Raw genomic sequence first — 26,050 nt, 5'->3', positions numbered from 1 at the left:
CGCCCTTTCTCGTTCACTCGGCCGGCTGCAGTGCGGCAGAAATGGTCGCCTGCTTCTCGCGGCCCGGCACCAGCACGGCCCAGACGAACATCAGCGCGGAGATCGCAACGAACACACCGGAGCCGAGGCGGACCCAATAGAACATCGCGAGCTGGTCCTGCACGTCCATGTAGCTCTGGCCGAGGACGCGCTGCAGATGGACCTGGACCACGCCGGCGAAGGTCAGCGCGAAGGTCATGGTCATCATCGCCGTGCACATGATCCAGAAGCTGGTCATCGAGAGCCACTGGTTATAGGGCGCACGTCCCTTGAGCTGCGGGATCGCATAGGCCATCACCGACAGGTTCAGCATCACATAGGCGCCGAAGAAGGCGAGATGGCCGTGCGCGGCGGTGACCTGGGTGCCGTGGGTGTAGTAGTTCACCGAGGACAGCGTGTGCAGGAAGCCCCACACGCCGGCGCCGAGGAACGCCATCACGGAGCAGCCGACCGACCACAACAGCGCGGCGCGGTTCGGATGCTTGCGGCCGGCCTTCCAGGTCATCTGCACCGTGAAGATCACCATGGTGAAGAACGGCGCAACCTCGAGCGTGGAGAACAGCGAGCCGATCCACTGCCAGTAGCCGGGCGCGCCGATCCAGTAGAAATGGTGGCCGGTGCCGAGAATGCCGGAGAACAGCGCTAGCCCAATGATGACGTAGAGCCACTTCTCGACGACCTCACGATCGATGCCGTTGAGCTTGATCATGAGATAGGCGAGCACGGAGGCCATGATCAGCTCCCAGACGCCCTCGACCCAGAGATGGACGACGTACCACCAGTACATCTTGTCGACGGCAAGGTTCGCCGGGTTGTAGAAGGCGAACAGGAAGAAGATCGCAACGCCCCACAGCCCGAACAGCAGGATGTTGGTGATCGTGGTCTTGCGCCCCTTCAGCGCCGTCATCGTGACGTTGAACAGGAACATCAGGCAGACGACGACGATGCCGACCTTGATGATGAAAGGCTGTTCGAGGAACTCGCGGCCCTCGTGATAGTGGAAGAGGTAGCCGACCACTGCGACGCCGGCTGCGCCGAAGAACATCCAGAACTGGATCTTCGCCAGCAGCGGGCTGTAGAGCTCGTTCTCGGTCTCTTCCGGGAGCAGATAGTAGGTCGCCCCCATGAATCCGATCAACGACCAGACGATCAGCGCGTTGGTGTGGATCATCCGGACGATGTTGAACGGCAGGATGACCGACAGGGTATTGGGCAGGACGTAGATGGTTCCAGCGAGGAGGCCAAACAGGACCTGGGCCAGGAACAAGGTCAGCGCGCCGTAGAAATACAGCATCGCGACTTTCTGGGTTTGATATTTCATCTCGAGTTCTCTCTGTCTTGAGAAGAAGAAAGCAGCATGCTCAGCCGGCCTTGTTCGGCGGCCAGCTCTGACGCTTGATCGTGCTGGCCCATTGCAGGAAGTCAGCGAGGTCGTTGAGCTCCTGGTCGGTCAGGTTGAACTGCGGCATCTGCCGCCGGCCCTCTGCGCCCGAGGGCTGCGACTGCATCCAGGCCTTCAGCGTCTCGCGAGCCGCGGCCGGATCTTCCTTGCCGCCCCAGCGATCCCAGACGTTGCCGACCTCGGGGGCGAAATAGGCGCCCTCGCCCAGCAGCGTGTGGCAGTTGATGCAGGAGTTCTTCTCCCAGACATGCTTGCCGCGGGCGACCGACGACGTCAGCGTCGTGGCGTCCGTGGATGTCGTGGCCATGTAGTAATGGCTGTGCGCCGTCAGCCCTATGAAGATGGCGAAGAAGAAGGCCGAGCCGCCGTAGAACACATTTCGAGCGGCCGACTTGGTCAGGCGTTCAGCCATTGCCAATCCTTTCCGGTTTGAGTCGAGAAATTCTGTGATGCGATTTATTGACGATCGCCGGGAAGTGCTCTTTGACGAAGCGCAACGAGCGCGACGATGTACAACCGCCGGTCAGATCAGGGCGATGATGGCGGATGCGAGCCAGGCGAACAGCACCACGATGACAACCCAGGCGCTGACGAGACCGCGCCAAAGCGCCGGCGCGGCGCGAAGATCGAGGAAATCGAGCACGATACGGCGGCCCTTGAGGGCGGCGAATGTCAGCAGCAAGGCGTTGGCGAACAAGGGGCGCGACACCAGCGAGGGAACCAGAAGGGTCGCGAGCGCAAGGCCGATCAAGGTAAGCCAGGCGATGTCGAGACGATCCGGACTCACGGGTGCACCAGATAGATGATGGGAAACATGACGATCCAGAGCAGATCGACCATGTGCCAGAAGGCGGTCCCGGTCTCGACGCCCTCGGCTCGGGCGCCCCGGGAAACTACGGCCAGGATGACGATGCCGAGGCCGACATGCAGGAGATGGAAGCCGGTGAGGAGGAAGTACAGCGTGAAGAACGGGCTGGTCTCCAGGCCGTTTCCTAATCCGATCTCGCCGGCATATTCGGTCAGCTTGACCGCGATGAAGACGCCGCCAAGAGCCATGGCGCCGAACAGCCAGCCCCGCGCACGCCCTCTCTCGCCTGCCCGTGCAGCAGCCGTCGCCCGCGCAGCGGCCCAGCCGCTGGTCACGAGCACGATGGTGTTGATTCCCGCCAGGTGCGCGTCAAGCGTGGCCTGACCGGAGGCAAAGACGGCCGGATGAAGCGCGCGAGCGATGACGAAAGCACCGAGGAACAGGCCGAAGGCGGCGAGCTCGCTGAAGATGAGCACCCAGATCATGGGATCGCCGGGAAGATCTTCCAGGATTCCCCAGCCGGTGCCCTGTTGCTCGCAATCCGTCGCCGACATCTGAATTCCAACTCGAGACACCGAACAGATATCTCACCGGCGCGATTGCGACTTTGTCGCCGGACAAATAGTGCAACCGGCCGAGGGCGCGTTTGTGCTATCGCAACGTCTCGACCGCCCCGCCGTCATAAGGTTGATGCATCCGGCGGTTCCGCAAAAGGGTGAGCGATGAGATGAGCGATGCACAAATCGGGCTGCTGACGGCGACCCCCATCATCATTGTGTTCGCCATTGCGCTCCGGCGAATGGGGGTGCTGTCGACCGTGGCCACCGTATCGGCGGTGACCCTCTCCGTCGCGATCGCAACGGTGCTGTTCACGACCCAAACACCGCTGCCGTAGGGTGCGCAAAACGGTCGCCGCAGGCGGACGCGTGCCCACGTCTCTCTCTCGATCAGAGATGAATGGTGGGCACGGCGCGTGGCGCCTTTGCCCACTCTATGGCACCGCCGACGTGGCTAGCGCCGCTGATTATATACGTCGATGCACACCGCCCCCAGCAGCACCAGGCCCTTGATGACCTGCTGATAGTCGATGCCGATGCCGAGGATGGACATGCCGTTGTTCATCACGCCCATGATCATGGCGCCGACCACGGCGCCGCCGACGCGCCCGACACCGCCATAGGCCGAGGCACCGCCGATGAAGCAGGCGGCGATGACGTCGAGCTCGAAGCCCAGACCCGCCTTCGGCGTCGCGGTGTTCAGGCGCGCGGCGAAGACGAGGCCGGCCAGCGCGGCGAGCACGCCCATGTTGACGAAGGTCAGGAACGTCAGCCGCTCGGTCTTGATGCCCGACAGTTTTGCCGCCTTGGCGTTGCCGCCCACCGCATAGACCTGCCGGCCGATCACGGTGCGGCGAGTGACGAAGCCATAGAGCGCGATCAACGCGGTCATGATCACCAGCACGTTGGGCAGACCACGATGCGAGGCGATCAGATAGGTGAAGTAGAGCACGGCGCAGGCGAGAAGGATGCTCTTGCCCAGGAAGAACGCATACGGTTCGACCTCGATGCCGTGCGATTGCTCGCGCGAGCGGCCCTTGGCGCTGGCATAGACGAGACCGAGCGCGAGCACGGCACCGATGAGCATGGAGGTCGGATGCAGCGTGCCGGCCTCGGGCAGAAGCTCGGGAATGAAGCCGGAGGACAGCTTCTGGAATGTCGCCGGGAACGGGCCGAGTGACTGCCCCTGCAGCACCGCGAGCGCGAGGCCCTTGAACACCAGCATGCCCGCCAACGTCACGATGAAGGACGGAATCCCGAAGAAGGCCACCCAATAGCCCTGCGCCGCGCCGATCGCCGCTCCCAGCAACAGGCAGGCAATGAAGGCAATCGTGTAGTCAACCTTGTAGGTCACCATCAGCACAGCGGCCACCGCGCCGACAAAGCCGGCGACCGAGCCGACCGACAGGTCGATATGACCGGTGACGATCACCAGCAGCATACCGAGTGCCATGATGACGATGTAGCTGTTCTGGAGCACCAGGTTCGTCAGGTTCAGCGGCTGCAGCAGCGTGCCGCCGGTCATGACCTGGAAGAACAACATGATCGCGATCAACGACATCAGCATGCCGTAGTTGCGCAAATTGTTCTTGATGAAGCTGCCGTGCCGGCGCTCTTCAGGCAGCGATACCGTCTTGTCGGTCATAGCTGCGATCCTCCCATCTCCGCGGCCGCTGGCGCGGCGTTCCCAATATTTCGGTCGTTGCGCATGATGGCGCGCATGATCTTCTCCTGCGTCGCCTCGGCGCCCTTGAACTCCCCGACGAAGGCGCCGTCATTCATGACGCAGATGCGGTCGCAGATGCCGAGCAGCTCGGGCATCTCCGAGGAGATCACCACGACGCCGCGGCCGGCTTCCGCCAGCTCGTTGATGATACAGTAAATCTCGTATTTGGCACCGACGTCGATGCCTCGCGTCGGCTCGTCCAGGATCAGGACCTTTGGGTCCGTCATCAGCCATTTGGACAGCACCACCTTTTGCTGGTTGCCGCCGGAAAGCTGGCCGGTTTCCTGGTAGACATCGGAGCAGCGGATACGCATCCGGGTGCGATAGTCGCTGGCAATCTTCAGCTCGGCGATGTCGTCGATCACCCTCCCCGGCGCGACCTGGTCGAGGCTGGCGAGCGTGATGTTCTTGCGGACGTCATCGGCCAGGATGAGGCCGAGCTGCTTGCGGTCCTCGGTGACATAGGCAAGGCCGGCGTCGATCGCCGCCGCGACGCTCGGCAGCACCATGTTCCGGCCTTCGAGCCGGAGGGTTCCGGTGATCGCAGTGCCCCAGGAGCGGCCGAACAGGCTCATGGCGAATTCGGTGCGCCCGGCGCCCATCAATCCGGCAATGCCCACGACCTCGCCGCGCTTGACGCTGAAGCCGACATTCTTGATCACCTGCCGCTCGGGATGAATGGGATGATAAACCGACCAGTTCTCGACGGTGAGCACGGGTTGCCCGATCTTTGCGTTACGCTCCGGGAAGCGGTGAGCCATGTCGCGGTTGACCATGCTGCGGATGATGCGGTCTTCCTGGATCGGCTCGGCATGGCAATCGATGCTGTCCACAGTGCGGCCGTCGCGCAGCACGGTGATGTGGTCGGCAACCTTGGCGACCTCGTTGAGCTTGTGCGAGATCAGGATCGAGCCGATGCCCTGCTCGCGAAAGGCCATCAGGCGCTCGAGCAGCGCTGCGCTGTCAGCCTCGTTGAGGCTGGCGGTCGGCTCGTCCAGAATCAGCATCCGCACGCGCTTGGAGAGCGCCTTGGCGATCTCGACGAGCTGCTGCTTGCCGACACCGAGATCGGTGATCAGGGTGTCAGGGGATTCCCTCAAGCCGACCTGCGCCAGCAGCTCGCGCGTGCGCCGATAGACTTCATCGCGGTCGATCACGCCGAACTTCGACGGCGGATGCGAAAGAAAGATGTTCTCCGCGATCGACATCAGCGGGATCAGCGCCAGCTCCTGGTGGATGATGATGATGCCGAGTGCCTCGGAATCGTTGATGTCGCGGAAGCGGCGCTCCTCGCCCTCGAAGACGATGGTGCCCTCGTAGCTGCCCGCGGGATAAACGCCGCTGAGCACCTTCATCAGCGTCGACTTGCCCGCGCCGTTCTCGCCGACAAGGGCATGGATCTGCCCTGCCTGAACCGAGAAATTGACGTCGCGCAGCGCCTGCACACCGGCAAAGCTCTTGCTGACGTTGCGCATCTCCAGCATGGCGGTCATGATTTCGCTTCCCTCGATCGCTGTTGGTTCACATCTCCCCGCTTGCGGGGAGAGGTCGGATCGCATCGCAAGATGTGATCCGGGTGAGGGGAAGTCTCCGCGAGTCCCGCTGCCACCTCCCTCGCGGAGGCTCCCCCTCACCCCGACCCTCTCCCCGCAAGCGGGGAGAGGGAGAAGAAGCAGTTCTACTGGAACTGCGACTTCTTGTAGTAGCCGCTCTCGACCAGGACCTTCTCCCAATTGTCCTTGTAGACCACGACCGGCTTGAGCAGATAGGACGGCACGGTCTTGACGCCGTTCTCATAGGTCTTGGTGTCGTTGACCGTGACCTGCTTGCCGGCGAGCGCAGCGTCGACCATGTCGGCGGTCACCTTGGCGAGGTCGCGGGTGTCCTTGAAGATGGTCGAATACTGATCGCCGCGCAGCATCGCCTTGATCGAGGGCACCTCGGCGTCCTGCCCCGAGATGACCGGCATCGGCTGGTCGGCGCTGCCATAGCCGACGCCCTTCAGCGAGGAGATGATTCCGATCGAGATGCCGTCGTAGGGCGACAGCACGGCGTTGATCTTCTTGTTGCCGTAATAGGCGCTGAGCAGATTGTCCATGCGGGCCTGGGCGGTGGCGCCGTCCCAGCGGAGCGTCGCGACCTTGTCCATGCCCATCTGGCCCGAGGCGACGACGAGCTTGCCGCCGTCGATGTAGGGCTTCAGCACGCTCATCGCACCGTTGTAGAAGAAGTAGGCGTTGTTGTCGTCGGGCGAGCCGCCGAACAGCTCGATGTTGAACGGGCCCTTGCCCTCCTTCAGGCCGAGGCCTTTCTCGATCGATTGCGCCTGGAGCACACCGACCTGGAAATTGTCGAAGGTCGCGTAATAGTCGACGTTCGGCGTACCACGGATCAGGCGGTCATAGGCGATCACGGTGATGCCCTTCGCCTTGGCCTGCTTGAGCACGTCGGACAGCGTGGTGCCATCGATCGCGGCAATGACCAGGGCCTTCGCGCCCTTGGTCACCATGTTCTCGACCTGCGAGAGCTGGTTCGGAATGTCGTCTTCGGCATATTGCAGGTCGGTGTTGTAACCGCGCTCCTTCAGCACCTTCACCATGTTGTTGCCGTCATCGATCCAGCGCGCCGACGATTTGGTCGGCATCGCGATCCCGACGATCGCCTTGTCCTGGGCAAAGGCGGTGAGGCCTGTGGCCATCGTCGCAGCGCCGGCCAACGCCAGCGCGAGGAATGTCGTCTTCAGTTTCAGCATATTTCACTCCCTTGGGTGTCAGACTGTTTCTTTGCTTCAACGAGAACGTGGTCGTGGGCTGCTTTCTTGTCTCCTATGCGAGCTTGACGTCGGGCTCCGCGCGACCGCGCGCGGATGCCTCCAATAGAAAAGTGTAACCAGCCTGCGGGTCGGCGGCGCGCGCGGTCGCGTCCATATCCTGCCAGGCTGACGTGACGAGGAGGCGCGACAGATCGGGGCCGACGAAAGCGGGGCAGCTCGCCTGTCTTGCCGGCACACTCAGTGAGCGTAGACGCTCGCCTTGCGGAGAATAGACATCGATACGGCTCGCGCCCCAGCAGGCATTCCAGATATTTCCGTCCGCATCGCACACCGAACCGTCGAGGCCGCCGATACCCGTATGGCGCAACAGCACCTCCGGCTCGCCGCGTGGCAGTCCGGTGTCCGGATTGAGCGGCACGGCATAGAGAATGGCGCGTGGGGTGTCGGTGAAATAGCCGGTGGCGCCATCGGGCGAGAAGCAGATGGAATTGGGAATGCTGATGTCGGGAAACAGTGTCGAGATCTTGCCGCGATGGAGCGCGTAGATCGCGCCTGCCTTCGGCTCGGCCTTCTTGCCCATGGTGCCGATCCAGAACGTGCCGGACTGGTGCACGCGGCAATCATTGGAGCGCGTGACGGTGTTGCCCGCTTCGAGCGGAAGGAACAGCGTCATCGCACCGTCGGCGAGCTTGCGAATGTAAAGCCCGTCCTCGGAGACGATCAGCTGCCGTTCGGCATCGATGCGCCCGAGCGCGCTCGCCATCCGGCCGAGCGAATGGACGCGTATGCTGCGGCTGCCAAGTTGCGCTTCGAACAGCCGTCCCTCGCGGATGTCGAACCACCAGGCGGTGTCGGTGGTCACGTCATAGGTCGGGCCCTCGCCGAGATGGCAGGGATTGTCGGAGAGAACGGAGGTGGTGACCTGTTCCATCATGGCGTCCTCACTGCAAAGCGATAGACCGTGTGATGGCGATAGACCTGGCCCGGATCGAGGCGCGGGCTCGGGAAATCCGGCCGGTTCGGCGCATCGGGCCAGATGTGCGGCTCCAGGCACATCGCGTCCGACTGCCGGATCAGCTTGCCGCCCTTCCCCGAAATCGTGCCGTCGAGATAATTGCCGGAATAGACCTGGAGCCCCGGCTGATTGGTCAGCAGCTCCATGATGCGTCCCGAGCGCGGCGCCTCCAGCCGCGCGGCGAATGCGAGCTTGCCATCACGCCCGAGGCAGTAGGTGTGGTCATAACCCCTGCCATTCTGCAATTGCTGGTCGCCTTGCCGGATGCGCTCGCCAACCGACCGAGGTTCGCGGAAGTCGAACGGCGTGCCGGCTACGGCGCGCGGCGGACCGGGCAACGGGATCGCGGTGGGATCGATGGCAAGGAAATGCTCGGCCGCGACCGTGAGCTCGTGGTCGAGGATCGACGAGCCAGATGTTGCGCCTTCCAGATTGAAGAAGCTGTGGTTGGTCAAGTTGACGATGCTCGGCCGGTCGGTTCGCGCCTCCATCTCGAGTGATAGCTCGGACGGGCCGGTGATGCGATAGGTCAGGCGGACATCGAGCTTGCCGGGATAGTTCTCCTCACCATGCGGACTCGTATAGGTGAGCGTCACAGCGGGCTCGGCGCCTTCGTCGACCTCCGCGATCTCCCAGAGCTTGCGATCGAAACCGTCGAGGCCGCCATGGAGCGCATTGGGGCCGTTGTTGACCGGGAGCTGCACGGTTTCGCCGTCGAGCGAGAATTGTCCTTTGGCGATGCGGTTGGCGTAGCGGCCGACGGTGGCACCGAAGAATTTACGTTCTGCGAGATAGCCGGCGAAGCCGTCATGGCCGAGCACGACGTCGTCGTAGCCGCCCCCGGCATCCGGCGCGATCAGCGCCTGGATCACCGCGCCATGGGTGATGATGCGGGCCTCGAAGCCGCCCTCCCCGCGCAGCACGATGCGCTCGACCTTGCGACCGTCAGGCAGCGTTCCGAAGACGTCTCTTTCTGTTTTCCTTGAGCCGGCCATGATCAATCCACAAACGGTTCGACGATCGTACGCTTGCCGAGCAGGAAGGCGTCGGCGACGAGACGCAGAGGCGCCAGGTCGACATCGCTTGTGCCCGTCGCCGTGAGCTCGACGAAGCGCCGGTAAAGCTCCCGATATTCTTCATCTGGGGCCTCGGCAAATGTGTTGCCATCGATCGCCATGCTCCTGCCGCCGCCGGACAGCGTCAGGCGGCCCCGGTCGGTTTCGACAAGGATGTCCCAACTCTGCGGCCCGGTCTGGCGGAAGTCGAATTCGGCCGTTACGGGCAGGCCCTCGATGTCGGTCAGCGTCAGGCTCGCTGCAATCGGCGCCTGGCAATTGGCGGGAAAGGCCAGCTTGGCCGCGGTGACGAACACCGGCTTCGGCAGGATCCTGGTCAGGATCGACAGCGCGTTGATACCGGGGTCGAACACGCCAAGGCCGCCCGGCTCCCAGATCCAACCCTGCCCGGGATGCCAGACGCGAACGTCTTCCTTCCAGTCGATGTGCACCGACCTGATGCGTCGCTCCAGCAACCATTGGCGCGCGGGCTCGACCGCCGGCGCATGGCGCGAATGCCAGGTCGCAAACAGCGTTCGCTTTGCCTCCACCGCCATCGCTACAAGCGGATCGAGCTCGGCAACGCCGGTGCCCGGCGGCTTCTCCAGCATGACATGCTTGCCGGCCGCGAGCGCCGCGGCGGCTTGCGCGCGCCTCACCTGCGGCGGCGTGCAGAGCGAGACCGCATCGATTGGCGGCCCCTTCTCCAACAGCTCCTCGATGGTGGCGAAATGCGGCAGTCCCGGCAGCGAGGCATTGCGGCTGGCGATTGCGGTCAGCGTCGCGCCCGGCACGGCGGCGATCGCACCGAGGTGCTGGTCACGCGCGATCTTGCCGAAGCCGACGATGGCGATGCGAAGTTCGGTCACGATCAATCTCCAGAGTCCGCAGGTGGCAGCGCCTCAGCCGAGGCGGCCTCGATCACGGTGCCTTCATGGCGGTGCATGCCGTTGTGAATGACGAAGACCATGGCTTCCGATGCGGCCTCCGCATCGCCCGCCGCGATGGCATCGACGATCCTCTGGTGCCAGAGCAACACGGTGTCGCGGTCCTCGGGCTCCACGGGGGCGCTGAGCAGGAACGAGGCGCGCAGAGCGGCCTCGATGACATGGCCGATCGAGCGCATGAAGAGGTTACCCGAGGCGCGCGCCACGGCGACGTGAAGCGCGAGGTCGGCATCGGCAAAGCAGACGGAATCCGACGCTTCGAACCGCATGCGCTCCATGCTGCGCCGAAGTTCGGCGAGATCCTCTTCCGACCGCTGCTTCGCCGCGAGCGCGGCCGCACGCGGCTCGACCGCGAGACGAATCTCGGCGAGGTCGTTGAGGAAGCGCTTGTCGATGCCGGCATCGAGGTGCCAGGCCAGCACGTCGGCGTCGAACATGTTCCAGGCCGCGCGCTCGCGCACGACGGTGCCGACGCGCGCCTTGGTCGTGAGCAGCCCCTTGGCGACCAGCGTCTTGACGCTCTCCCGCAGCACCGGCCGCGACACGCCGAACATCGCGATCATCTCGGCATCGCCCGGCAGGCGCGTGCCTTCCGCGTAGCGGCCGGCGATGATGTCGACGCCGATCGAGCGGGCGACCTCCGCGTGGTTGGAGTGAGCCCGCCGCGTCGGAATGACGACGATGCGCGAGGTCATATGGCGGCTCCCGCATTTTTCGCCGCCGGCCGCCGCGCCAGTGCGACCAGCCCCTGCTGCAAGGCGATGAAGGCGAACAGCAGGACGCCGGTCGCGATCTTGGTCCACCAGCTCGACAATGTCCCGTCGAAATTGATGTAGGTCTGGATCATGCCCTGGATCAGCACGCCGAGGAAGGTGCCGATCACCGAGCCCTGCCCGCCCGTGAGCAGCGTGCCGCCGATCACGACGGCCGCGATCGTGTCGAGCTCGACGCCGACGGCGGAGAGCGAATAGCCGGCACTGGTGTAGAAGGAGAAGACGATGCCGGCGATACCGGCAAGCAGGCTCGACAGCATGTAGATCTTCACCGTCATCTTGCCGACCGCAACGCCCATCAGGCTCGCGGTCGCACGGCTGCCCCCGAGCGCGTAGACATTGGCGCCAAACCTCGTGAGATGCAGCAGCAAGGCGCCGCCAATGACGATCACCAGCATGATGATGGCAATCGCGGTCAACCGCCCGCCGCCGGGCATCCGCAGTGCGAAGTCGGAGACCGTCGAATAGACCGGCGCCGTGATCGGCACCGATTCGGTGGACAGCAGAAAGCTCGCGCCGCGCGCCAGGAACATACCGGCCAGCGTCACGATGAACGGCGGCAGATCGAAGACATGGATCACCGCGCCCATCGCCGCGCCAAAGGCCGCCGAGAGCACGAGGATGGCGACGAAGGCGACCAGCGGCGGCACGCCCCAGCGTTCGATCGCGAGTGCGACGAAGACGGTGGTGAAGCCGATCACCGAGCCGACGGAGAGATCGATGCCGCCGGAGATGATGACGAACGTCATTCCGGTTGCGACGATGCCGAGGAAGGCGTTGTCGGTGAGGAGGTTGCCGACCACGCGGGTCGAGGCAATGTTGGGGAATTGCATCGCGCAGGCCGCAAAGCCTGCCACGAGCACGATTGCCGTGATGAGGACGGGCGGCAGACCTCTCATGCTTTCGTCCTCTTCAGCCGCGTGGCGATCCCCGCGAAGCCGGACAGCTTCGGCGACTGCAACAGCAGCACTGCGAGCACCACCACCGCCTTGACCAGCAAATTGAACTCCGGCGGATAGCCCGATAGCAGAATGCCGGTGTTCATGGTCTGGATGATCAGCGCGCCGAGCACCGCGAGCACGAGGCTGAAGCGGCCGCCAAACAGCGAGGTGCCGCCGATCACCACGGCGAGGATCGCATCGAGCTCGAGCCAGAGGCCGGCATTGTTGGCATCCGCGCCCATGATGTCGGCCGCGGCAATCACGCCGGCAAGCGCGGCACAGATGCCGCACCAGACGTAGACGGCTATGATCATCGCGCGGGTGCCGACGCCGGCAAGCTCACTGGCGCGCGCATTGCCGCCGGTCGCCTCGATCAGGAGCCCGAGCGCGGAGCCGCGCACCACTGCTCCGGTGAGAATGAGCATGCCCATGGCAATCACGACCGGCACCGGCAGGCCGAGCACCGAGCCATTGCCGAGCCAGACCAGATCCGGCGAAGAGAAGGTGACAATGCGCCCCTCGGTGATGAGCTGGGCGATCCCTCGTCCCGCGACCATCAGGATCAGCGTCGCCACGATCGGCTGCATGCCGAGCACGGCGACGAGAAATCCGTTCCAGAGGCCGCAGACAAGGCCCGCCCCAAGCGCGGCGGCCAGCACGACCGGAAGGCTGTGGCTGTCGGCAAGGCTCGCCGCGATCGCGCCGCAGATGGCCATGACGGCGCCGACCGAGAGATCGATGCCGCGCGTCGCGATCACCAGCACCATGCCGAGCGAGAGCAGCGCCACCGGCGTGCCGCGGTTGAGCACGTCGATCAGGCTGCCGAACAGCCGGCCGTCCTGAAGGCGCAGATCGAAGAATTGCGGCGACACCACGCGATCGACCGCGAGAATGACGATCAGCGCCAGGATCTGGGCAAAGCCGCGGCGCGGCAACAGCGCTGTCATGTGTGAGCCTCAAGCGCAACAGCGACGCTGTCGGCGGCAATGGCCGCCAAGATGCTGCCGACGTCGATCGCCTCGCCCGCGAGTTCCTCGATATGGGCGCGATCGCGCAAGACTACGACCCGATCCGAATAGGTCACGATCTCGTCGAGCTCCGAGGAGATCACGAGCAGCGCGAGCCCGTCGTCACAGAGCTCGCGGATCAGGCGGATGATCTCGGCGTGAGCGCCGACGTCGATGCCGCGGGTCGGCTCGTCCAGCACGAGGAGCCGCGGCGCGGTCGCGAGCCAGCGCGCCAGCAGCACTTTCTGCTGATTGCCACCGGAGAGCAGACCGACGGAACGCTCGGGATCGGCCGGACGGATGTCGAGCATCTTGACGTAGCGGCGCGCGATCTCGTCCTGCTCGCGGCGCGACAGCGGCCGATGCAGGCCGCGCTTGGCCTGGAGCGCCAGCACGATGTTCTCGCGCACGCTGAGCTCGGCGACGATGCCCTCGGTCTTGCGCTCCTCCGGGCAGTAGCCGAAGCCGTGGCGGACGCCGTCGCGCGGCGAATGGAGCCACACGGGCGCGCCCTCCACCCTCGCCTGTCCGCAATCGGCGCGCTCGGCGCCGAATACCAGCCGCGCCGTCTCGGTGCGGCCCGAGCCGAGCAGACCGGCGAGACCGACGACCTCGCCATGACGCAGCTCGAGATTGAACGGCGCGACATAGCCGGCCTTGCCGAAATTCTCGAAGCTGGCACAGACCTCGCGGGCCTGATGCTCGCCCGCTGATGCCCGTGCACAGGTGGTCTCGGCCAGTTCGCGGCCGAGCATCATCCTGATCAGCTCGAGCCGGGGCAGCGAGGCGGTCTCGCGCTCGCCCACCAGGCCGCCGTTGCGCAGCACCGTGATGCGGTCGGAGATCTCGTAGACCTGGTCGAGGAAATGGCTGACGAACACGATGCCGATGCCGCGCTTGGCGAGCTGCCGCATGATGCGAAAGAGAATCTCGACCTCGTGGCGGTCGAGGCTCGCGGTCGGCTCGTCCAGGATCAGCACGCGAGCGGAGAGATCCACCGCGCGGGCGATCGCCGTGACGTGCTGAATGGCGACGGAATAGTTGCCGAGCGGTGTGGCGACGTCGATGTCGAGGCCGAAATCCGCAAGCAGGGCCTTGGCGCGGCGACGCATCTCGCCTTCGCGCACGATGCCGAAGCGCATCGGCTGGCGGTCGAGAAACAGGTTCTGCGCCACCGAGAGGTTCGGCAGCAGATTGACCTCTTGATAGACGGTGGCGATGCCCGCTGCCAGCGCAGCCTTGGCCGAGCGCGGCGCGATCTCTTCGCTGCCGATCCTGACGATGCCGGTGTCGCGCGGGAAAACGCCGGTGACGACCTTGATCAGCGTGGACTTGCCGGCGCCGTTCTCGCCGAGCAGCGCGTGGATCTCGCCGGCGCGCAGCGTGAAGTCGACCTCCCGCAGCGCGTGCACGGCGCCGAAGCTCTTGCTGATCCCGCGCACCTCCAACAGGGGGGCAGCAGGATCAAGGCTGTTCTGCATGGCGAAGTCACTCCCACGGGGACCCGCATTGAGGCGGACACCCAGCCTATGCGTTCGCGCGGCGGTTTCGAAGGGGGTGCCGGACCGCAGGCTGCGGTCCGGCGAAGCCCCGGCTCAGTAACCGAGGCCCTTCTTGCTGTCGTAGATCTTCTGCGGATCGTCCGCGGCCGTATAGAGCTTCGACTCGGTCTGGATCCATTTCGGCGGAACCGTGCCCTTGTCCTTGAAGGCCGCGACGGCATCGAGCGCGGGGCCGGCCATGTTCGGCGTCAGCTCGACCGTCGCATTGGCTTCACCGGCGACCATCGCCTTGAAGATATCAGGCACCGCGTCGATCGAGACGGTGAGAATATCCTTGCCGGGCTTGAGGCCGGCTTCCTTCATCGCCTGGATCGCGCCGACCATCATGTCGTCATTGTGCGCGTAGACCGCGCAGATGTTCTTGCCGCCGCCTTCGGCCTTGATGAAGCTCTCCATCACCTCCTTGCCCTTGGCGCGGGTGAAGTCGCCGGTCTGGCTGCGCACCACCCTCAGGTTGGCGTGCTTCGCAACGGCGGTGTCGAATCCCTTCTTGCGGTTGGTGGCGACGCTGGCGCCCACCGTGCCTTGCAGCTCGACGATGTTGCAGGGCTTGGTGCCGACGGTCTTGGCGAGCCAGTCGCCGGCCACCTCGCCTTCATGCACGCTGTCGGAGGTCACGGCGGTGAGATAGAGCTCCTTGCCGGAGGGATCGATGTCACGGTCGAGCAGCACGACCGGGATCTTGGCCTCCTTGGCTTCCTTCAGCACCGAGTCCCAGCCGGTCGAGACGACGGGCGCAAGGAAAATCGCATCGACGTTCTGCGCGATGAAGGAGCGGATCGCCTTGATCTGGTTCTCCTGCTTCTGCTGCGCGTCGGCGATCTTGAGATTGACCTGGCGCTTGGTGGCTTCCTGCTTGGAGACCGAAGTCTCGGCCGCGCGCCAGCCGGACTCCGATCCGATCTGCGAGAAGCCGATGGTGAGCTGGCCGGCATGGGCCGGCAGCGCGAGCAGCAACGCGGCCGTGGCGCTGGCCGCAAAGAGGGCTTTGAGGGTCATCAGGCGTGTCTCCCAAGATGTTATCCGGGGCGCCGATTGGTAGCATGGCACCCTCAGGCCGGCCCTTGAGGCGGCGGGAGGCACTATTTCACAGGAGGTTGGTTCCGACTAGTCATATTATTTGACTATTTGGAGGAAAACGCGCGCGAGCGGCGGCGGGCGGCTTGATGACACGCTCGGCGCGATTTTGTTCCGGTGACGCAACGATAAGATGAAGGAAATTGTGCGGGTCGGCGGGGCACCACACTCCGTCATGGCCGGGCTTGTCCCGGCCATCCACTCATACAGCACGAAGAACGTGGATGCCCGGGACAAGCCCGGGCATGAGACTTCCTGCCAACTCGCTTGTGTGAGCTGAAAACGGAGCGGCGCTAGATCAGCTTCCGCTGCGCCAAATTCTTCATCAGCGCGCCGATGCCGAAGGTCCAGGGCTCGCACTCGTCGCTGGTGCGCATGCGGTTGACGAGCTTGCCGAGTTGCGGCGCTGCGATCGTGACGATGTCGTCGCGCTTGTGGGTGAAGCCCTGCCCTGGAGCATCGCGATCCTTGACGGGTGCGAACATGGTGCCGAGGAAGAGGACAAAACCGTCGGGGTATTGATGGATCTTGCCGATGGTCTGCGCGACGAGATCGGTCGGATCGCGGCTGATCTTGCTGATCGAGGAATGGCCGTCGAGGACAAAGCCGTCGGTGCCCTTTACGTTCAGGCTGATGTCCAGCCTGCGCGCATCGTCGAGCGTGAAGGTGTCGTCGAACAGACGCAGCAACGGGCCGATCGCGCAGGACGCGTTGTTGTCCTTGGCCTTCGACAGCAGCAGCGCCGAGCGGCCCTCGAAGTCGCGCAGATTCACGTCGTTGCCGAGCGCGCCGCCGACGATCCTGCCGCGGCTGGAGACGAACAGCACCAGCTCCGGCTCCGGGTTGTTCCAGGTCGATTTCGGATGCAGGCCCGCATCCATGCCGGTGCCGACCGACGACATGGTCGGCGCCTTGGTGAAGACCTCGGCATCGGGGCCGATGCCGACTTCGAGATACTGACTCCAGGCGTTCTGGTCGATCAGCACCTGCTTCAGATGCATGGCCTGGTCCGAGCCCGGCTTGAGCTTTGACAGATCGTCGCCGATCAGCCGCGTCACTTCTTTCCGGATCGCTTCGGCGGAGGCCGGATTGCCTTTGGCGCGCTCCTCGATCACGCGCTCCAGCATCGAGATCGCAAAGGTGACGCCGGCGGCCTTCAGGGTCTGGAGATCGACCGGTGCAAGCAGCCACGGCTTCTTGGGGTCGCGTCCGTCGGGAGCGGTGTTGGCCACGATCGCTTCGAGATCGCCGATGCGCTCGCCCGCGGTCGCGGCCAGCGCCTTGGCCGGATTGTCTTCCTCGCACAGCGCGCTGACGGTCGGAAACTGCGCCGTGACGTCAAACACGCCATCACCGCGCACGGCGACCACGGCCGGACCATTGACCTGCGGCAGCCAGACGCGTCCGACCAGGGTCCCCTTCGTTCCATCCTCGGGGAGAAGGTCCTTCACCGTCAAAGTCGTCATGGTCGCGTCCTCGCTGCTTTTGAGGACCGGCCGCGTTCATAGGCGACCGATCCCATTGGCGAAGACCAATAAACGTCTGGCGGGGGAAGTCCAGAGCGGCAGGATGCCCCGCTGCTATGCCCCTGCCCGCGCCTTTCGCGCCGCGATCTGCTGCAGCGCCCAACGCGCATTCTTGCGCACATCGGGATCAGGATCATCGGCAATGACGGCCAGGAACGCCTCGCCATCGGGATGGGCGATCTCGCCGAGTGCCGCAGCGGCCTCCTTCCGCAGGTTCGCCTGATCATGATTGACACAATTGCCGATCGGGCGCACCGCGCGCTCGATCTTCATCCGGCCGAGGCTTCGGATCGCCTTCAGTCGCACCTGCCAGAACTCGTCCGCGAGACACGTGACCAGTGGGTCGGCGGCCAGCGAACCATTGACGTTGAGTCCGAGCGTTTCCGCCGCCATCTCGCGGACCATCCAGTCGGCATCCTTCAATGCTCGCGTGATCGTTTCGGCCGCCGGCTTCAGCTGCGAGAAGGCCAGCGCGCTAACGGCGGCGCGGCGGACGTGCGCGTCGGGGTCGTTGATCAGCGCAGTCAGCGCGGGGATGGATTCCTCCAGCTTGAGGAAGCCGATCACGCCGATCGCCTGCACGCGCACGGCGGCGTCCGAGTCCTGCAGCGCTTCCAGCGCCGGCTTCAGCGTGTCCTTGCAGCGCAGCTCCTTCAGTGCCCGCAGCGCGCCCATGCGAACGAAAGCGTGGGCATGCCTCACCAGCGGCAGGATGATCTCAGCACAGGCGGGATCCTTGAACTCGGCCATGCTGTCGGCCGCCGCCGCTGCGACGATCCTCTCGGGATCGACCAGCAGCTTCACCAGCGCGCTCGCGGCCTCCGGCCCGTCGAACTCGCCGAGCGCCATCGCGACTTGCTGGCGCACGCCGGCATCGGGATCGGCGACCATATTGGCGAGGTGCGCGACCGCCGCCGGGTCGCCGGAATGACCGAGCGCAATGATGGCGACGCGGCGCTCCGCAGGATCGGCGGCCTGAAGACGCTCGTCGGCGTCGTCGAGATCGTCGTAGGATTCGAACGGGCTCGACATGCTCACCTCAACAGATAGGGAATGTTGACGGTGACGGCGCCGGTCGGGCAATCGGCTTCGCAGGGCATGCAGTACCAGCACTCGTCATAGGCCATGTAGGCCTTGTTGGTCATGTCGCTGATGCGCAGGACGTCGAGCGGACAGACGTCGACGCAGACGGTGCAGCCCTTGTCGGCGATGCATTTGGCGTCGTCGACCACCACCGGAACCGACGTCTGGTATGAAGCGAGAGGCATTTGCTGTCTCCTGTTGTTCTGTTGCGGTGGGTCAGGCGGTCGCGCGGATGCGCTGCTTGTCGTAGAGGTCCTTCTCGTCGTCGGCGATCGGCACGACGTAAGGCTCGACGGCGCGCTTCTCGCTGGTCATCTTGCCGTTCTGCTTCGACAGCAGCGTGTGGCAGAACCAATTCTCGTTGTCCTTCTCCGGGAAGTCGGTGCGCCAGTGATAGAGACCCCAACGGCTCTCCTCGCGATAGAGCGAGGCGTGCGCGGCCATGTCGGCGCAATCCATGATCGACTGCACTTCGAGGGCGCGGAGCAGCTCGTGCGCGTTGCGTGCGATCATGCGCTCCTGCATGTCCTCGCGCGCTTCGGCGAGACGACGCATGCCGAGCTCGTATTTGCGCGTGACCTTCGGCGGCTGCAGATAGTCGTTGACGAGGCGGCGGGTCTTGTACTCGATCTGGTTCGGCGGAATGCCATCCTCGCGCTTGGTCGGCGCCATCACGCGGTCGCGCTCCATCGCGACATCGGCGGCGTCGAACTCGGCAAAATCATGGCTGTCGGCGAACTCCATCGCGTCGATGCCGGCGACCGCGCCGTTGGTGAAGGCGCCGAGCATGTAATTGTGCGGCACACTCGCCATGTCGCCGGCAGCGTAGAGGCCGGGCACGGTGGTACGGGCGTTGTCGTCGACGAACACGCCGGAGGCGCTGTGGCCGGAGCAGAAGCCGATCTCGGAAATGTGCATCTCGATGGACTCGCTGCGGTAGTCGACGCCGCGACCCTGCTGGAACAGGCCGCGCGTCGGTCGCTCGACCTTGTGCAGCGTGGACTCGATCTCCGAGATGGTGTCGGGGTGGAGGTGCTTGAGCTGAAGGAACACAGGGCCCTTGCCCGACAGCAACTCGTTGTAGAACTCCAGCATCATCTGGCCGGACCAGTAGTCGCATTCGATGAAGCGCGAGCCCTCGTTGTTGGCGGTGTAGGCGCCGAAGGGACCGGCGACATAGGCACAGGCCGGGCCGTTGTAGTCCTTGATCAACGGGTTGATCTGGAAGCATTCGAGGTTCGCGAGCGCGGCACCGGCGTGATAGGCCATGGCGTAGCCGTCGCCGGAATTGGCGGCGTTCTCGTAGGTGCCGAACATGTAGCCGGAGGTCGGCAGGCCGAGGCGACCGGCGGCACCCATGCAGAGGATCACGGCCTTGGCCTTGATCACCAGCATCTCGGCCGTGCGGGTGTTGACCGACACTGCCCCGGCGATACGGCCGTCGGCGGACTTCAAGAGCCGCGTCGCCATGTAGCGGTTCGAGATCAGGATGCGGGCGCGGCGAAGCTGGCGATAGAGCGCCTTCTTCACGGTTTCGCCATTCGGCATCGGCAGCACGTACGTGCCGATGTGGTGCACCTTCTTGACGGCGTAGTCGCCGTTCTCGTTCTTCAGGAAGCGGATGCCGAAGCTGTCGAGCTCCTCGATGATCTTGTAGCAGTTCTGCGCGTATTTATAGACCGCCTTCTGGTCGACGATGCCGTCGTTGGCGATGGTGATTTCCTTGGTGTACTGCTCCGGCGTCGCATAGCCGGGGATGACGGCGTTGTTCAAGCCGTCCATGCCCATCGAAATCGCGCCGGAGCGCTTGACGTTGGCCTTTTCGAGCAGGACGACGTTGGCCTTCGGGTTCTTCAGCTTCGCTTTCAGCGCCGCCATCGGGCCGGCCGTGCCGCCGCCGATCACCAGCACATCGCAGGAAACCTCCGAAAGTCCGTCGACGATCTGATCTAGTGACATCACTTGCTCCTGGTTCGCCGATCTTCGGCGCCTTTGCATCAGACTTGTTCAGGGGGCGCCGCGGCGATAGCAATTAGTTGTCGCCGGACAGCGATTTGCGCCTCAGCGCTCGACAAAGGCCTTTTCGATGACGAAATGGCCAGGCTGGCTATGGTTGCCCTCGACAAAGCCGCGTGCAGAGAACATGGCGGGGAGTTCCTCGAGCATTGCCGGGCTGCCGCACAGCATGATGCGGTCGTTCCTGATATCGAGGCCGGGTTGCCCGATGTCGTCGAACAGCTGGTTCGAAGCGATCAGGTCGGTGATGCGGCCCCGGTTCCGGAACGGCTCGCGAGTGACGGTCGGGTAGTAGACCAGCTTGTCGCGGATCAGCGGGCCGAAGAACTCGTGATCGCGCAGGCCCTCGACGACGTGCTCACCATAGGCCAGTTCCGAAACCTGGCGGCAGCCATGAGCCAGCACGATGGTCTCGTAATTCTCGTAGACGTCGGGGTCCTTGATCAGGCTGGCGAATGGAGCAAGGCCCGTTCCGGTCGAGAGCAGCAGCAGGCGTTTTCCCGGAATGAGGTTACCGGTGATCAGCGTGCCCGTGGCCTTGCGGCCGACCAGGATGATGTCGCCCTCCCTGATCTTCTGCAGGCGCGAGGTCAGCGGACCGTCCTGCACCTTGATCGAGAAGAACTCGAGCGCCTCCTCGTGATTGGCGCTGGCCATGCTGTAGGCTCGCATCAACGGTTTACCCTCGACCTCCAGCCCGATCATGGCAAACTGGCCGTTCTGGAAACGAAAGCCGGGATCGCGCGTCGCGGTGAAGCTGAACAGGGATTCGGTCCAGTGCCGGACCGACAAAACCGTTTCCTTCTGAAATGCGCTCATCATCTCTCCTTGTCGATGCGGCCAAGGTCACGGAGAGCGCGGACTCCGGCAATTCGGAAGTGAGATTCCCGGTCGATTAGTTTCACATTTCGCGGGCGGTGATCGAAGGCGAGGCACGCGGTCAGGCCCGCGCCGGCAATTAGTTGCTATTCGCGCACGCCTGCGCCGACATAGAGAGGAGTCGGAGGTTCCTCATGACCATGACTCTGGTGGCCCCGACCGTGTCCGAGTACGAAGCGAGCGATGATCTCGCGACGTTGCTCGTCCGCACCGCGCAGGACGACGCGCTGAGCGTGCCCGCCGAAAAACTTCGCCTCTCCTGCAAATGTGCTCACTGCACCCGCGCCCGCTTCGACGGCCGCTTCCCGGAGACATTTCCGGGGATTGCGATCACCGAGATCGGCGATCTCGGCTACGGGCTGAACATCGCGTTCTCGGACGGACATAACAGGGGGATCTATCCGAAGAACTATTTGCTGAGTTTGGCGGGGCGCTAAGGCCCGACCGTTGCCCTTGCTCCACTGGATTCCCCGCGAAGGCGGGGAATCCAGTACGCTGCGGCCTCTCCGTAACCCATTGCTGTCTCTGGAATACTTGATCGCCCGCCTTCGCAGGCGATGACAACGGAGTAAATCTGGCACGGACATTGCTCCTCTTTAGAACGGTTTGAACGTTCCGGAGGCAGATGATGTTGCAGGCGGCGAATGTGGTTCGCGGGGCCGTTCCCGCGACAGTCCGGCCTGCGGGCAGCTCCTCGCTGCTGCTCACCGAGAACCAGCAATGGATCGGCGGTCCACCACCGCTGATGGATAAGCTCTCGCCGCGCGAGCGGGAGTTGGTGCTGAAGCAGGGCCGGCGAAAGGTGCTCAATCGCGGCCAGACGCTGTTCAGCCAGGGCGGGAAGCATGACGGCATCTGGTTGATCGAGAGCGGGCGCATCCGGGTGTTCTACACCTCGCCGCTCGGGCGCGAGATCACGCTCGCCTATTGGCATGTCGGTAATTTCGTCGGCGGTCCCGAAGTGTTCGAAGGCACCGTGCATCAATGGTCCGGCGTCGCATCCAGCAATTGCAGCGTGGTGCACCTGCCCGGCAAGGAGCTGCGGTCCCTTGCCGCGGAGATCCCGAACCTTGCGATCGGCCTCATCGAAGGCCTCACCTTCAAGGGCAAATGCTATTCGGCGCTGGCGCAGATGCTGGGAACGCGCTCGATCACCCAGCGCCTTGCGCACCTGTTGCTGCATCTCGTCGAACTCTACGGCGTCGACGACGCCGACGGCACCGTGATCGCCGCGGCTTTCACCCATGCCGATATCGCCCACATGGTCGGCGCCACCAGACAATGGGTCACGATCAGCCTCAAGCGCATGCAGGAGAAGGGAATCGTTTTGACCAAGCGCTCGCAGATCGTGGTCTGCCGCACCGACGTGCTGGAGGAGATGCGCGGCCACGGATCCGATTAGAGGAATTTGCGGCCAAGGCCGATGCACAGGCAAGCGGCTTTATAGTGCAGGACTGCTCAAGGAGTATGCAATCACCTTTTCCCGGCAACTAATCGACTGCCGTCGTCATTCCGGATTTGCCGTGTCCCCTCCCTCACCCAATCATGGCGACCACAGCACATCCAACCGAATGAGGATGAGAATGGTCCGCCATCTTCCCACGCTCTCGATCGCGATGTCGGTAACGTCGCTGGCGCTCCTCGTCACGCAGCCGGCCTCGGCGGAAACCGTCACGCTCGGCATCGGAACGCAGGACACCACGACCAACACGGTGACCGCCGGCGTCGTGATCCGACAGCTTCATCTCCTGGAGAAGTATCTGCCGAAGGACGGCAAATACGCGAACATCAAGTTCGAGCTGGAGTGGCAGAACTTCACCTCCGGTCCGCCCGTCACCAACGCGATGATGGCGAACAAGCTGCAGATCGGCATGATGGGCGACTACCCGCTGATCGTGAACGGCTTCACCTTCGAGAGCAATCCGGAGAGCAAGAGCCGGCTGATGGGCATCGCCGCCTACAGCCTCTCCGGCTCGGGCAACGGCCTCGTCGTCCACAAGGATTCGCCCTATTACGATCTCGCCGATCTCAAGGGCAAGCTCGTCAGCGTCCCCTTCGGCTCCGCCGCGCACGGCATGGTGCTGAAGGCGATGCAGGATCGCGGCTATGCGTCGGATTTTTTCCAGCTGGTCAGTCAAAGCCCAGAGGTCGGCTCGACCAATCTCCAGGAGAAGAAGATCGACGCGCACGCCGACTTCGTCCCCTTCGCCGAGCTGCTGCCGTTCCGCGGCTTCGCGCGAAAGATCTTCGACGGCGTCGAGACCAATCTGCCGACCTTCCACGGCATCGTCGTCCGCACCGATTTCGCAGAGAAATATCCGGAGGTCGTCGTCGCCTATTTCAAGGCACTGATCGCCGCCAACCAGTGGCTGCGCGACGACCCCAAGCTTGCCGCGGAAAAGATCCAGGAATGGACCGGCATCAACAAGGAAGTCGTCTACATCTTCCTGGGGCCCAGCGGCAACATGACGACTGACCCGACAGTCAAGCCGGCGCTGATCGATGCGGCCACGACCGACGTCAAGGTGCTGCAAAATCTCGGCCGCATGAAGGAATTCGACCCGAAGAAATGGGTCGACGACAGCTACATCCGCAAGGCCTATGCCGAGATGAAGCTCGACTACGACGCGCAGCTCGCGAGCACCAAGAACTACGAGATCTCGGGCGAGGACGCCTTCTGCAAGAAGCCGATCGCAGATCCCCGCAAGGCCGGCGAGGTCTGGGTCGATGATGCCGGCATCATGCCTTTCTCGTCCGCGGCTTGCACCCTCGGCGCCTATGCCGACTACAAGGCCAAGGGCAAGAAGATCAACGTCGCTTATGTCTTCGACACCACGCGCGGCATCAAGCTGTTCGCCGACCAGGCCTTCTTCGCGGTCGGCAATGGCGACGTCGCGCCGTTCCTGCTGAAGAAGGACGCCGAAGCCTATGCAGCCAAGATCAGCGGCAAGGTGCTCGGCTTCGACGACGCGGTGAAGGCCGCCGTCGGCGGAGGCAAGACGTGAGCAGTCCCGCCCTCGCAAGACATCCCGAGGACAGCATGCCGGCAACAGCACTTGCAGAGGCGGGCTCCGCGCCCGCCGTCGTCACCCCGCCCACAGCGCCGCCTTCCTTCGGCACACTCGCGCTGCGCTGGTACCGGCTCAACCGGGCCGGCCTGCGCGCCATCGCGATCGGCGTGATCTCGCTGCTCGCCTTCCTGCTGGTCTGGCACCTGCTCACCACCTATCGCGTGGTGTTCTTCGTACGCTTCACCAACGTGCCCTCGCCGCTCGCGGTCTATGCGAGCTTCAACAAGGCGATCCACGATCCCAAATTCCTGATGCACATCCTGCTGAGCTGCCGGCGCATCTTCATCGGCTTCTCGCTCGCGGCCATCGTCGGCGTGCCGCTGGGCCTGATCATGGGACGCTTCAAGCTGGTGCACGAGATCATCTTCCCCGTGGCCGAAGTGCTGCGGCCTATCCCGGCAATCGCCTGGGTCCCGATGGCGATCATGCTGTGGCCGACCAACGAGCAGAGCATCGTCTTCATCACCTTCCTGGGCTCGTTCTTCCCGATCCTGGTCAACACGCTGCACGGAATGTCGCTGGTCGATCCCGTGCTGGTGCGGGCGGCGCAATGTCTCGGCGCGCGCGAGCGCTCGATCTTCCGCGAGGTGTACTTCCCGGCCTCGCTGCCGCACATCTTCACCGGGCTCACGGTCGGCATGGGCGTCGCATGGGTGTCGCTGATCGCTGCCGAGATGATCTCAGGCCAGTACGGCATCGGCTACTTCACCTGGGAGGCCTATTCGCTGGTCCAGTATGCCGACATCGCGCTCGGCATGATCGCGATCGGCGTGCTCGGGCTCGGATCGAGCGTCCTGATCAGGGGCGCGGGACGTTTGGTGATGCCGTGGAGCGCAAAATGAGCGAGGTCTCGGTCAACACGCCGAAAGGCCATATCGAGGTCAAGAACTTCTCCCTCGCCTACGAGACCATCGAGGGCGCGGTGCAGGCCGTCACCGACACCCAGATCCACGTGAAGCCCGGCGAGTTCGTCTCGATCGTGGGCCCGTCCGGCTGCGGAAAGTCGACGCTGCTCAATGCGGTCGCCGGCTTTCTCAAGCCCACGACCGGCATCGTCACCGTCGACGGCGAACGTGTGAATGGTCCCAGCGCCGAACGCGGCATGGTGTTCCAGCAATATTCGCTGTTTCCCTGGAAGACGGTGCGCGAGAACGTCGAGTTCGGCCTGAAGATGCGCGGCATGCCGCGCTCCCAGCGCGAGCGTGCCGCGCGCACGCTGCTCGGGCTCGCAGGTCTGGAGGCCTTCGAAAAGCACTATCCGGAAAGGCTCTCCGGCGGCATGAAGCAGCGCGTCGGCATCGTCCGCGCGCTCGCCACGGGGCCGAAGGTGCTGCTGCTGGACGAGCCGTTCGGCGCGCTGGACGCGCAGACGCGCGTCATCATGCAGCAGATCCTCACCAACATGTGGCAGCGGCTGAAGATCTCGGTGCTGTTCGTCACCCACGACATCGACGAGGCGATCTTCCTCTCCGACCGCGTCTATTGCATGACCGCGCGTCCCGGCTCGATCAAGGCTGAGATCCCAATCCCGCTGGAGCGGCCGCGGCAGCAGTCGATGATGATGTCGTCGGAATTCCTGGCACTCCGCCGCGGGCTGATGTCCCTGATCCGCGAGGAGAGTTTGAAAGCGATGGGCGGCGAGATCAGCGACATGGGCCTGCAGGGTCTGAACATAGAGCTGCACGGCCATTCGCTGGCGGATGTGATCTAGAGCTTCGGTTCTGATTGAATCAGAACCGAAGCTCTAGATTCTTGTTTTGACGCGTTTTCTTCACGCGAACCGGTGTCCACTT

The 26,050-nt window shown here is 64.0% G+C and carries 26 protein-coding genes; 6 read left to right on the top strand and 20 right to left on the bottom strand.

Annotated features, from left to right (window positions below; all coding sequences use genetic code 11):
- Nucleotides 1-13: 13 nt before the first annotated feature.
- The 4 genes from UNPF46_RS05080 to UNPF46_RS05065 all read right to left on the bottom strand — a co-directional run bounded on the left by UNPF46_RS05080 (nucleotide 14) and on the right by UNPF46_RS05065 (nucleotide 2,803).
- On the bottom strand, nucleotides 14-1,360 hold the full coding sequence (locus tag UNPF46_RS05080; protein ID WP_097659318.1) for a cbb3-type cytochrome c oxidase subunit I: 1,347 nt from the start codon (nucleotides 1,358-1,360) through the stop codon (nucleotides 14-16).
- Between the two features lie 40 nt (nucleotides 1,361-1,400).
- A complete protein-coding gene (locus UNPF46_RS05075) occupies nucleotides 1,401-1,853 on the bottom strand; it encodes a c-type cytochrome (protein WP_100177802.1) in 453 nt (150 codons plus the stop codon).
- A gap of 111 nt (nucleotides 1,854-1,964) precedes the next feature.
- Nucleotides 1,965-2,228: a cytochrome C oxidase subunit IV family protein gene (locus UNPF46_RS05070; RefSeq protein ID WP_100177803.1), complete on the bottom strand. Its 264-nt coding sequence runs from the start codon at nucleotides 2,226-2,228 to the stop codon at nucleotides 1,965-1,967.
- The gene (locus UNPF46_RS05065) at nucleotides 2,225-2,803 is read right to left on the bottom strand and encodes a cytochrome c oxidase subunit 3 family protein (RefSeq protein WP_142249278.1); all 579 of its coding nucleotides are present in this window, start codon (nucleotides 2,801-2,803) and stop codon (nucleotides 2,225-2,227) included. The genes UNPF46_RS05070 and UNPF46_RS05065 overlap by 4 nt, the downstream gene beginning before the upstream one ends.
- A 173-nt stretch (nucleotides 2,804-2,976) precedes the next feature.
- On the opposite strand from UNPF46_RS05065, the gene UNPF46_RS37310 reads away from it, so the two are divergent.
- On the top strand, nucleotides 2,977-3,144 hold the full coding sequence (locus tag UNPF46_RS37310; protein WP_100177805.1) for a hypothetical protein: 168 nt from the start codon (nucleotides 2,977-2,979) through the stop codon (nucleotides 3,142-3,144).
- A gap of 116 nt (nucleotides 3,145-3,260) precedes the next feature.
- On the opposite strand, the gene mmsB is transcribed toward UNPF46_RS37310, so the two are convergent.
- The 16 genes from mmsB to UNPF46_RS04985 all read right to left on the bottom strand — a co-directional run bounded on the left by mmsB (nucleotide 3,261) and on the right by UNPF46_RS04985 (nucleotide 21,126).
- On the bottom strand, nucleotides 3,261-4,451 hold the full coding sequence (gene mmsB / locus UNPF46_RS05060) for a multiple monosaccharide ABC transporter permease (RefSeq protein ID WP_142249276.1): 1,191 nt from the start codon (nucleotides 4,449-4,451) through the stop codon (nucleotides 3,261-3,263).
- The gene (mmsA, locus tag UNPF46_RS05055; RefSeq protein WP_142249275.1) at nucleotides 4,448-6,025 is read right to left on the bottom strand and encodes a multiple monosaccharide ABC transporter ATP-binding protein; all 1,578 of its coding nucleotides are present in this window, start codon (nucleotides 6,023-6,025) and stop codon (nucleotides 4,448-4,450) included. Before mmsA ends, mmsB begins: the two co-directional genes overlap by 4 nt.
- Before the next feature lie 185 nt (nucleotides 6,026-6,210).
- The gene (chvE, locus tag UNPF46_RS05050; protein WP_142249274.1) at nucleotides 6,211-7,284 is read right to left on the bottom strand and encodes a multiple monosaccharide ABC transporter substrate-binding protein; all 1,074 of its coding nucleotides are present in this window, start codon (nucleotides 7,282-7,284) and stop codon (nucleotides 6,211-6,213) included.
- Between the two features lie 73 nt (nucleotides 7,285-7,357).
- Entirely contained in the window at nucleotides 7,358-8,236 is an 879-nt protein-coding gene (locus UNPF46_RS05045; protein WP_181769805.1) for an SMP-30/gluconolactonase/LRE family protein, read from the bottom strand.
- Complete coding sequence (locus UNPF46_RS05040) at nucleotides 8,236-9,315, bottom strand: aldose epimerase family protein (RefSeq protein ID WP_142249271.1); 1,080 nt, start codon at nucleotides 9,313-9,315, stop codon at nucleotides 8,236-8,238. Before UNPF46_RS05040 ends, UNPF46_RS05045 begins: the two co-directional genes overlap by 1 nt.
- Nucleotides 9,316-9,317: 2 nt before the next feature.
- Nucleotides 9,318-10,244 carry a Gfo/Idh/MocA family protein gene (locus UNPF46_RS05035; RefSeq protein WP_142249270.1) on the bottom strand — a complete coding sequence of 309 codons (927 nt, stop codon included), beginning with the start codon at nucleotides 10,242-10,244 and terminating at the stop codon, nucleotides 9,318-9,320.
- 2 nt (nucleotides 10,245-10,246) lie between these two features.
- Nucleotides 10,247-11,017 carry a FadR/GntR family transcriptional regulator gene (locus UNPF46_RS05030; RefSeq protein WP_100175599.1) on the bottom strand — a complete coding sequence of 257 codons (771 nt, stop codon included), beginning with the start codon at nucleotides 11,015-11,017 and terminating at the stop codon, nucleotides 10,247-10,249.
- Entirely contained in the window at nucleotides 11,014-11,994 is a 981-nt protein-coding gene (gene yjfF, locus UNPF46_RS05025) for a galactofuranose ABC transporter, permease protein YjfF (protein WP_100175600.1), read from the bottom strand. Before yjfF ends, UNPF46_RS05030 begins: the two co-directional genes overlap by 4 nt.
- Complete coding sequence (locus UNPF46_RS05020; protein ID WP_142249269.1) at nucleotides 11,991-12,983, bottom strand: ABC transporter permease; 993 nt, start codon at nucleotides 12,981-12,983, stop codon at nucleotides 11,991-11,993. Before UNPF46_RS05020 ends, yjfF begins: the two co-directional genes overlap by 4 nt.
- Entirely contained in the window at nucleotides 12,980-14,524 is a 1,545-nt protein-coding gene (locus UNPF46_RS05015) for a sugar ABC transporter ATP-binding protein (RefSeq protein WP_142249268.1), read from the bottom strand. Before UNPF46_RS05015 ends, UNPF46_RS05020 begins: the two co-directional genes overlap by 4 nt.
- A 114-nt stretch (nucleotides 14,525-14,638) precedes the next feature.
- Complete coding sequence (ytfQ, locus tag UNPF46_RS05010) at nucleotides 14,639-15,604, bottom strand: galactofuranose ABC transporter, galactofuranose-binding protein YtfQ (protein ID WP_142249267.1); 966 nt, start codon at nucleotides 15,602-15,604, stop codon at nucleotides 14,639-14,641.
- Between the two features lie 371 nt (nucleotides 15,605-15,975).
- On the bottom strand, nucleotides 15,976-17,148 hold the full coding sequence (locus tag UNPF46_RS05005) for a fumarylacetoacetate hydrolase family protein (protein WP_100175791.1): 1,173 nt from the start codon (nucleotides 17,146-17,148) through the stop codon (nucleotides 15,976-15,978).
- Nucleotides 17,149-17,262: 114 nt separating this feature from the next.
- Complete coding sequence (locus UNPF46_RS05000; protein ID WP_174718801.1) at nucleotides 17,263-18,240, bottom strand: HEAT repeat domain-containing protein; 978 nt, start codon at nucleotides 18,238-18,240, stop codon at nucleotides 17,263-17,265.
- Between the two features lie 2 nt (nucleotides 18,241-18,242).
- Nucleotides 18,243-18,476 (bottom strand): 4Fe-4S dicluster domain-containing protein, encoded by a 234-nt coding sequence (locus UNPF46_RS04995; RefSeq protein WP_007593252.1) that lies wholly within the window; start codon nucleotides 18,474-18,476, stop codon nucleotides 18,243-18,245.
- Between the two features lie 31 nt (nucleotides 18,477-18,507).
- Nucleotides 18,508-20,250, bottom strand: a complete 1,743-nt coding sequence (locus UNPF46_RS04990; protein WP_181769791.1) for a fumarate reductase/succinate dehydrogenase flavoprotein subunit — start codon at nucleotides 20,248-20,250, stop codon at nucleotides 18,508-18,510.
- Nucleotides 20,251-20,352: 102 nt separating this feature from the next.
- A complete protein-coding gene (locus tag UNPF46_RS04985) occupies nucleotides 20,353-21,126 on the bottom strand; it encodes a ferredoxin--NADP reductase (RefSeq protein ID WP_142249265.1) in 774 nt (257 codons plus the stop codon).
- A gap of 200 nt (nucleotides 21,127-21,326) precedes the next feature.
- On the opposite strand from UNPF46_RS04985, the gene UNPF46_RS04980 reads away from it, so the two are divergent.
- From UNPF46_RS04980 to UNPF46_RS04960, 5 genes are all read left to right on the top strand, one after another.
- Entirely contained in the window at nucleotides 21,327-21,623 is a 297-nt protein-coding gene (locus UNPF46_RS04980) for a gamma-butyrobetaine hydroxylase-like domain-containing protein (RefSeq protein ID WP_181769804.1), read from the top strand.
- Between the two features lie 188 nt (nucleotides 21,624-21,811).
- On the top strand, nucleotides 21,812-22,588 hold the full coding sequence (locus tag UNPF46_RS04975; RefSeq protein ID WP_142249263.1) for a Crp/Fnr family transcriptional regulator: 777 nt from the start codon (nucleotides 21,812-21,814) through the stop codon (nucleotides 22,586-22,588).
- Nucleotides 22,589-22,769: 181 nt separating this feature from the next.
- On the top strand, nucleotides 22,770-24,191 hold the full coding sequence (locus UNPF46_RS04970) for an ABC transporter substrate-binding protein (protein WP_181769790.1): 1,422 nt from the start codon (nucleotides 22,770-22,772) through the stop codon (nucleotides 24,189-24,191).
- Complete coding sequence (locus UNPF46_RS04965) at nucleotides 24,188-25,099, top strand: ABC transporter permease (protein WP_142249261.1); 912 nt, start codon at nucleotides 24,188-24,190, stop codon at nucleotides 25,097-25,099. Before UNPF46_RS04970 ends, UNPF46_RS04965 begins: the two co-directional genes overlap by 4 nt.
- On the top strand, nucleotides 25,096-25,968 hold the full coding sequence (locus UNPF46_RS04960) for an ABC transporter ATP-binding protein (RefSeq protein ID WP_142249260.1): 873 nt from the start codon (nucleotides 25,096-25,098) through the stop codon (nucleotides 25,966-25,968). The genes UNPF46_RS04965 and UNPF46_RS04960 overlap by 4 nt, the downstream gene beginning before the upstream one ends.
- Nucleotides 25,969-26,050 lie beyond the last annotated feature (82 nt).

Source organism: Bradyrhizobium sp. UNPF46 (assembly GCF_006658625.1).
Taxonomy (GTDB): Bacteria; Pseudomonadota; Alphaproteobacteria; order Rhizobiales; family Xanthobacteraceae; genus Bradyrhizobium; species Bradyrhizobium nitroreducens.
Note: the sequence above shows the minus strand (reverse complement) of the source record. Positions and strands in the feature narration are given on the sequence as shown.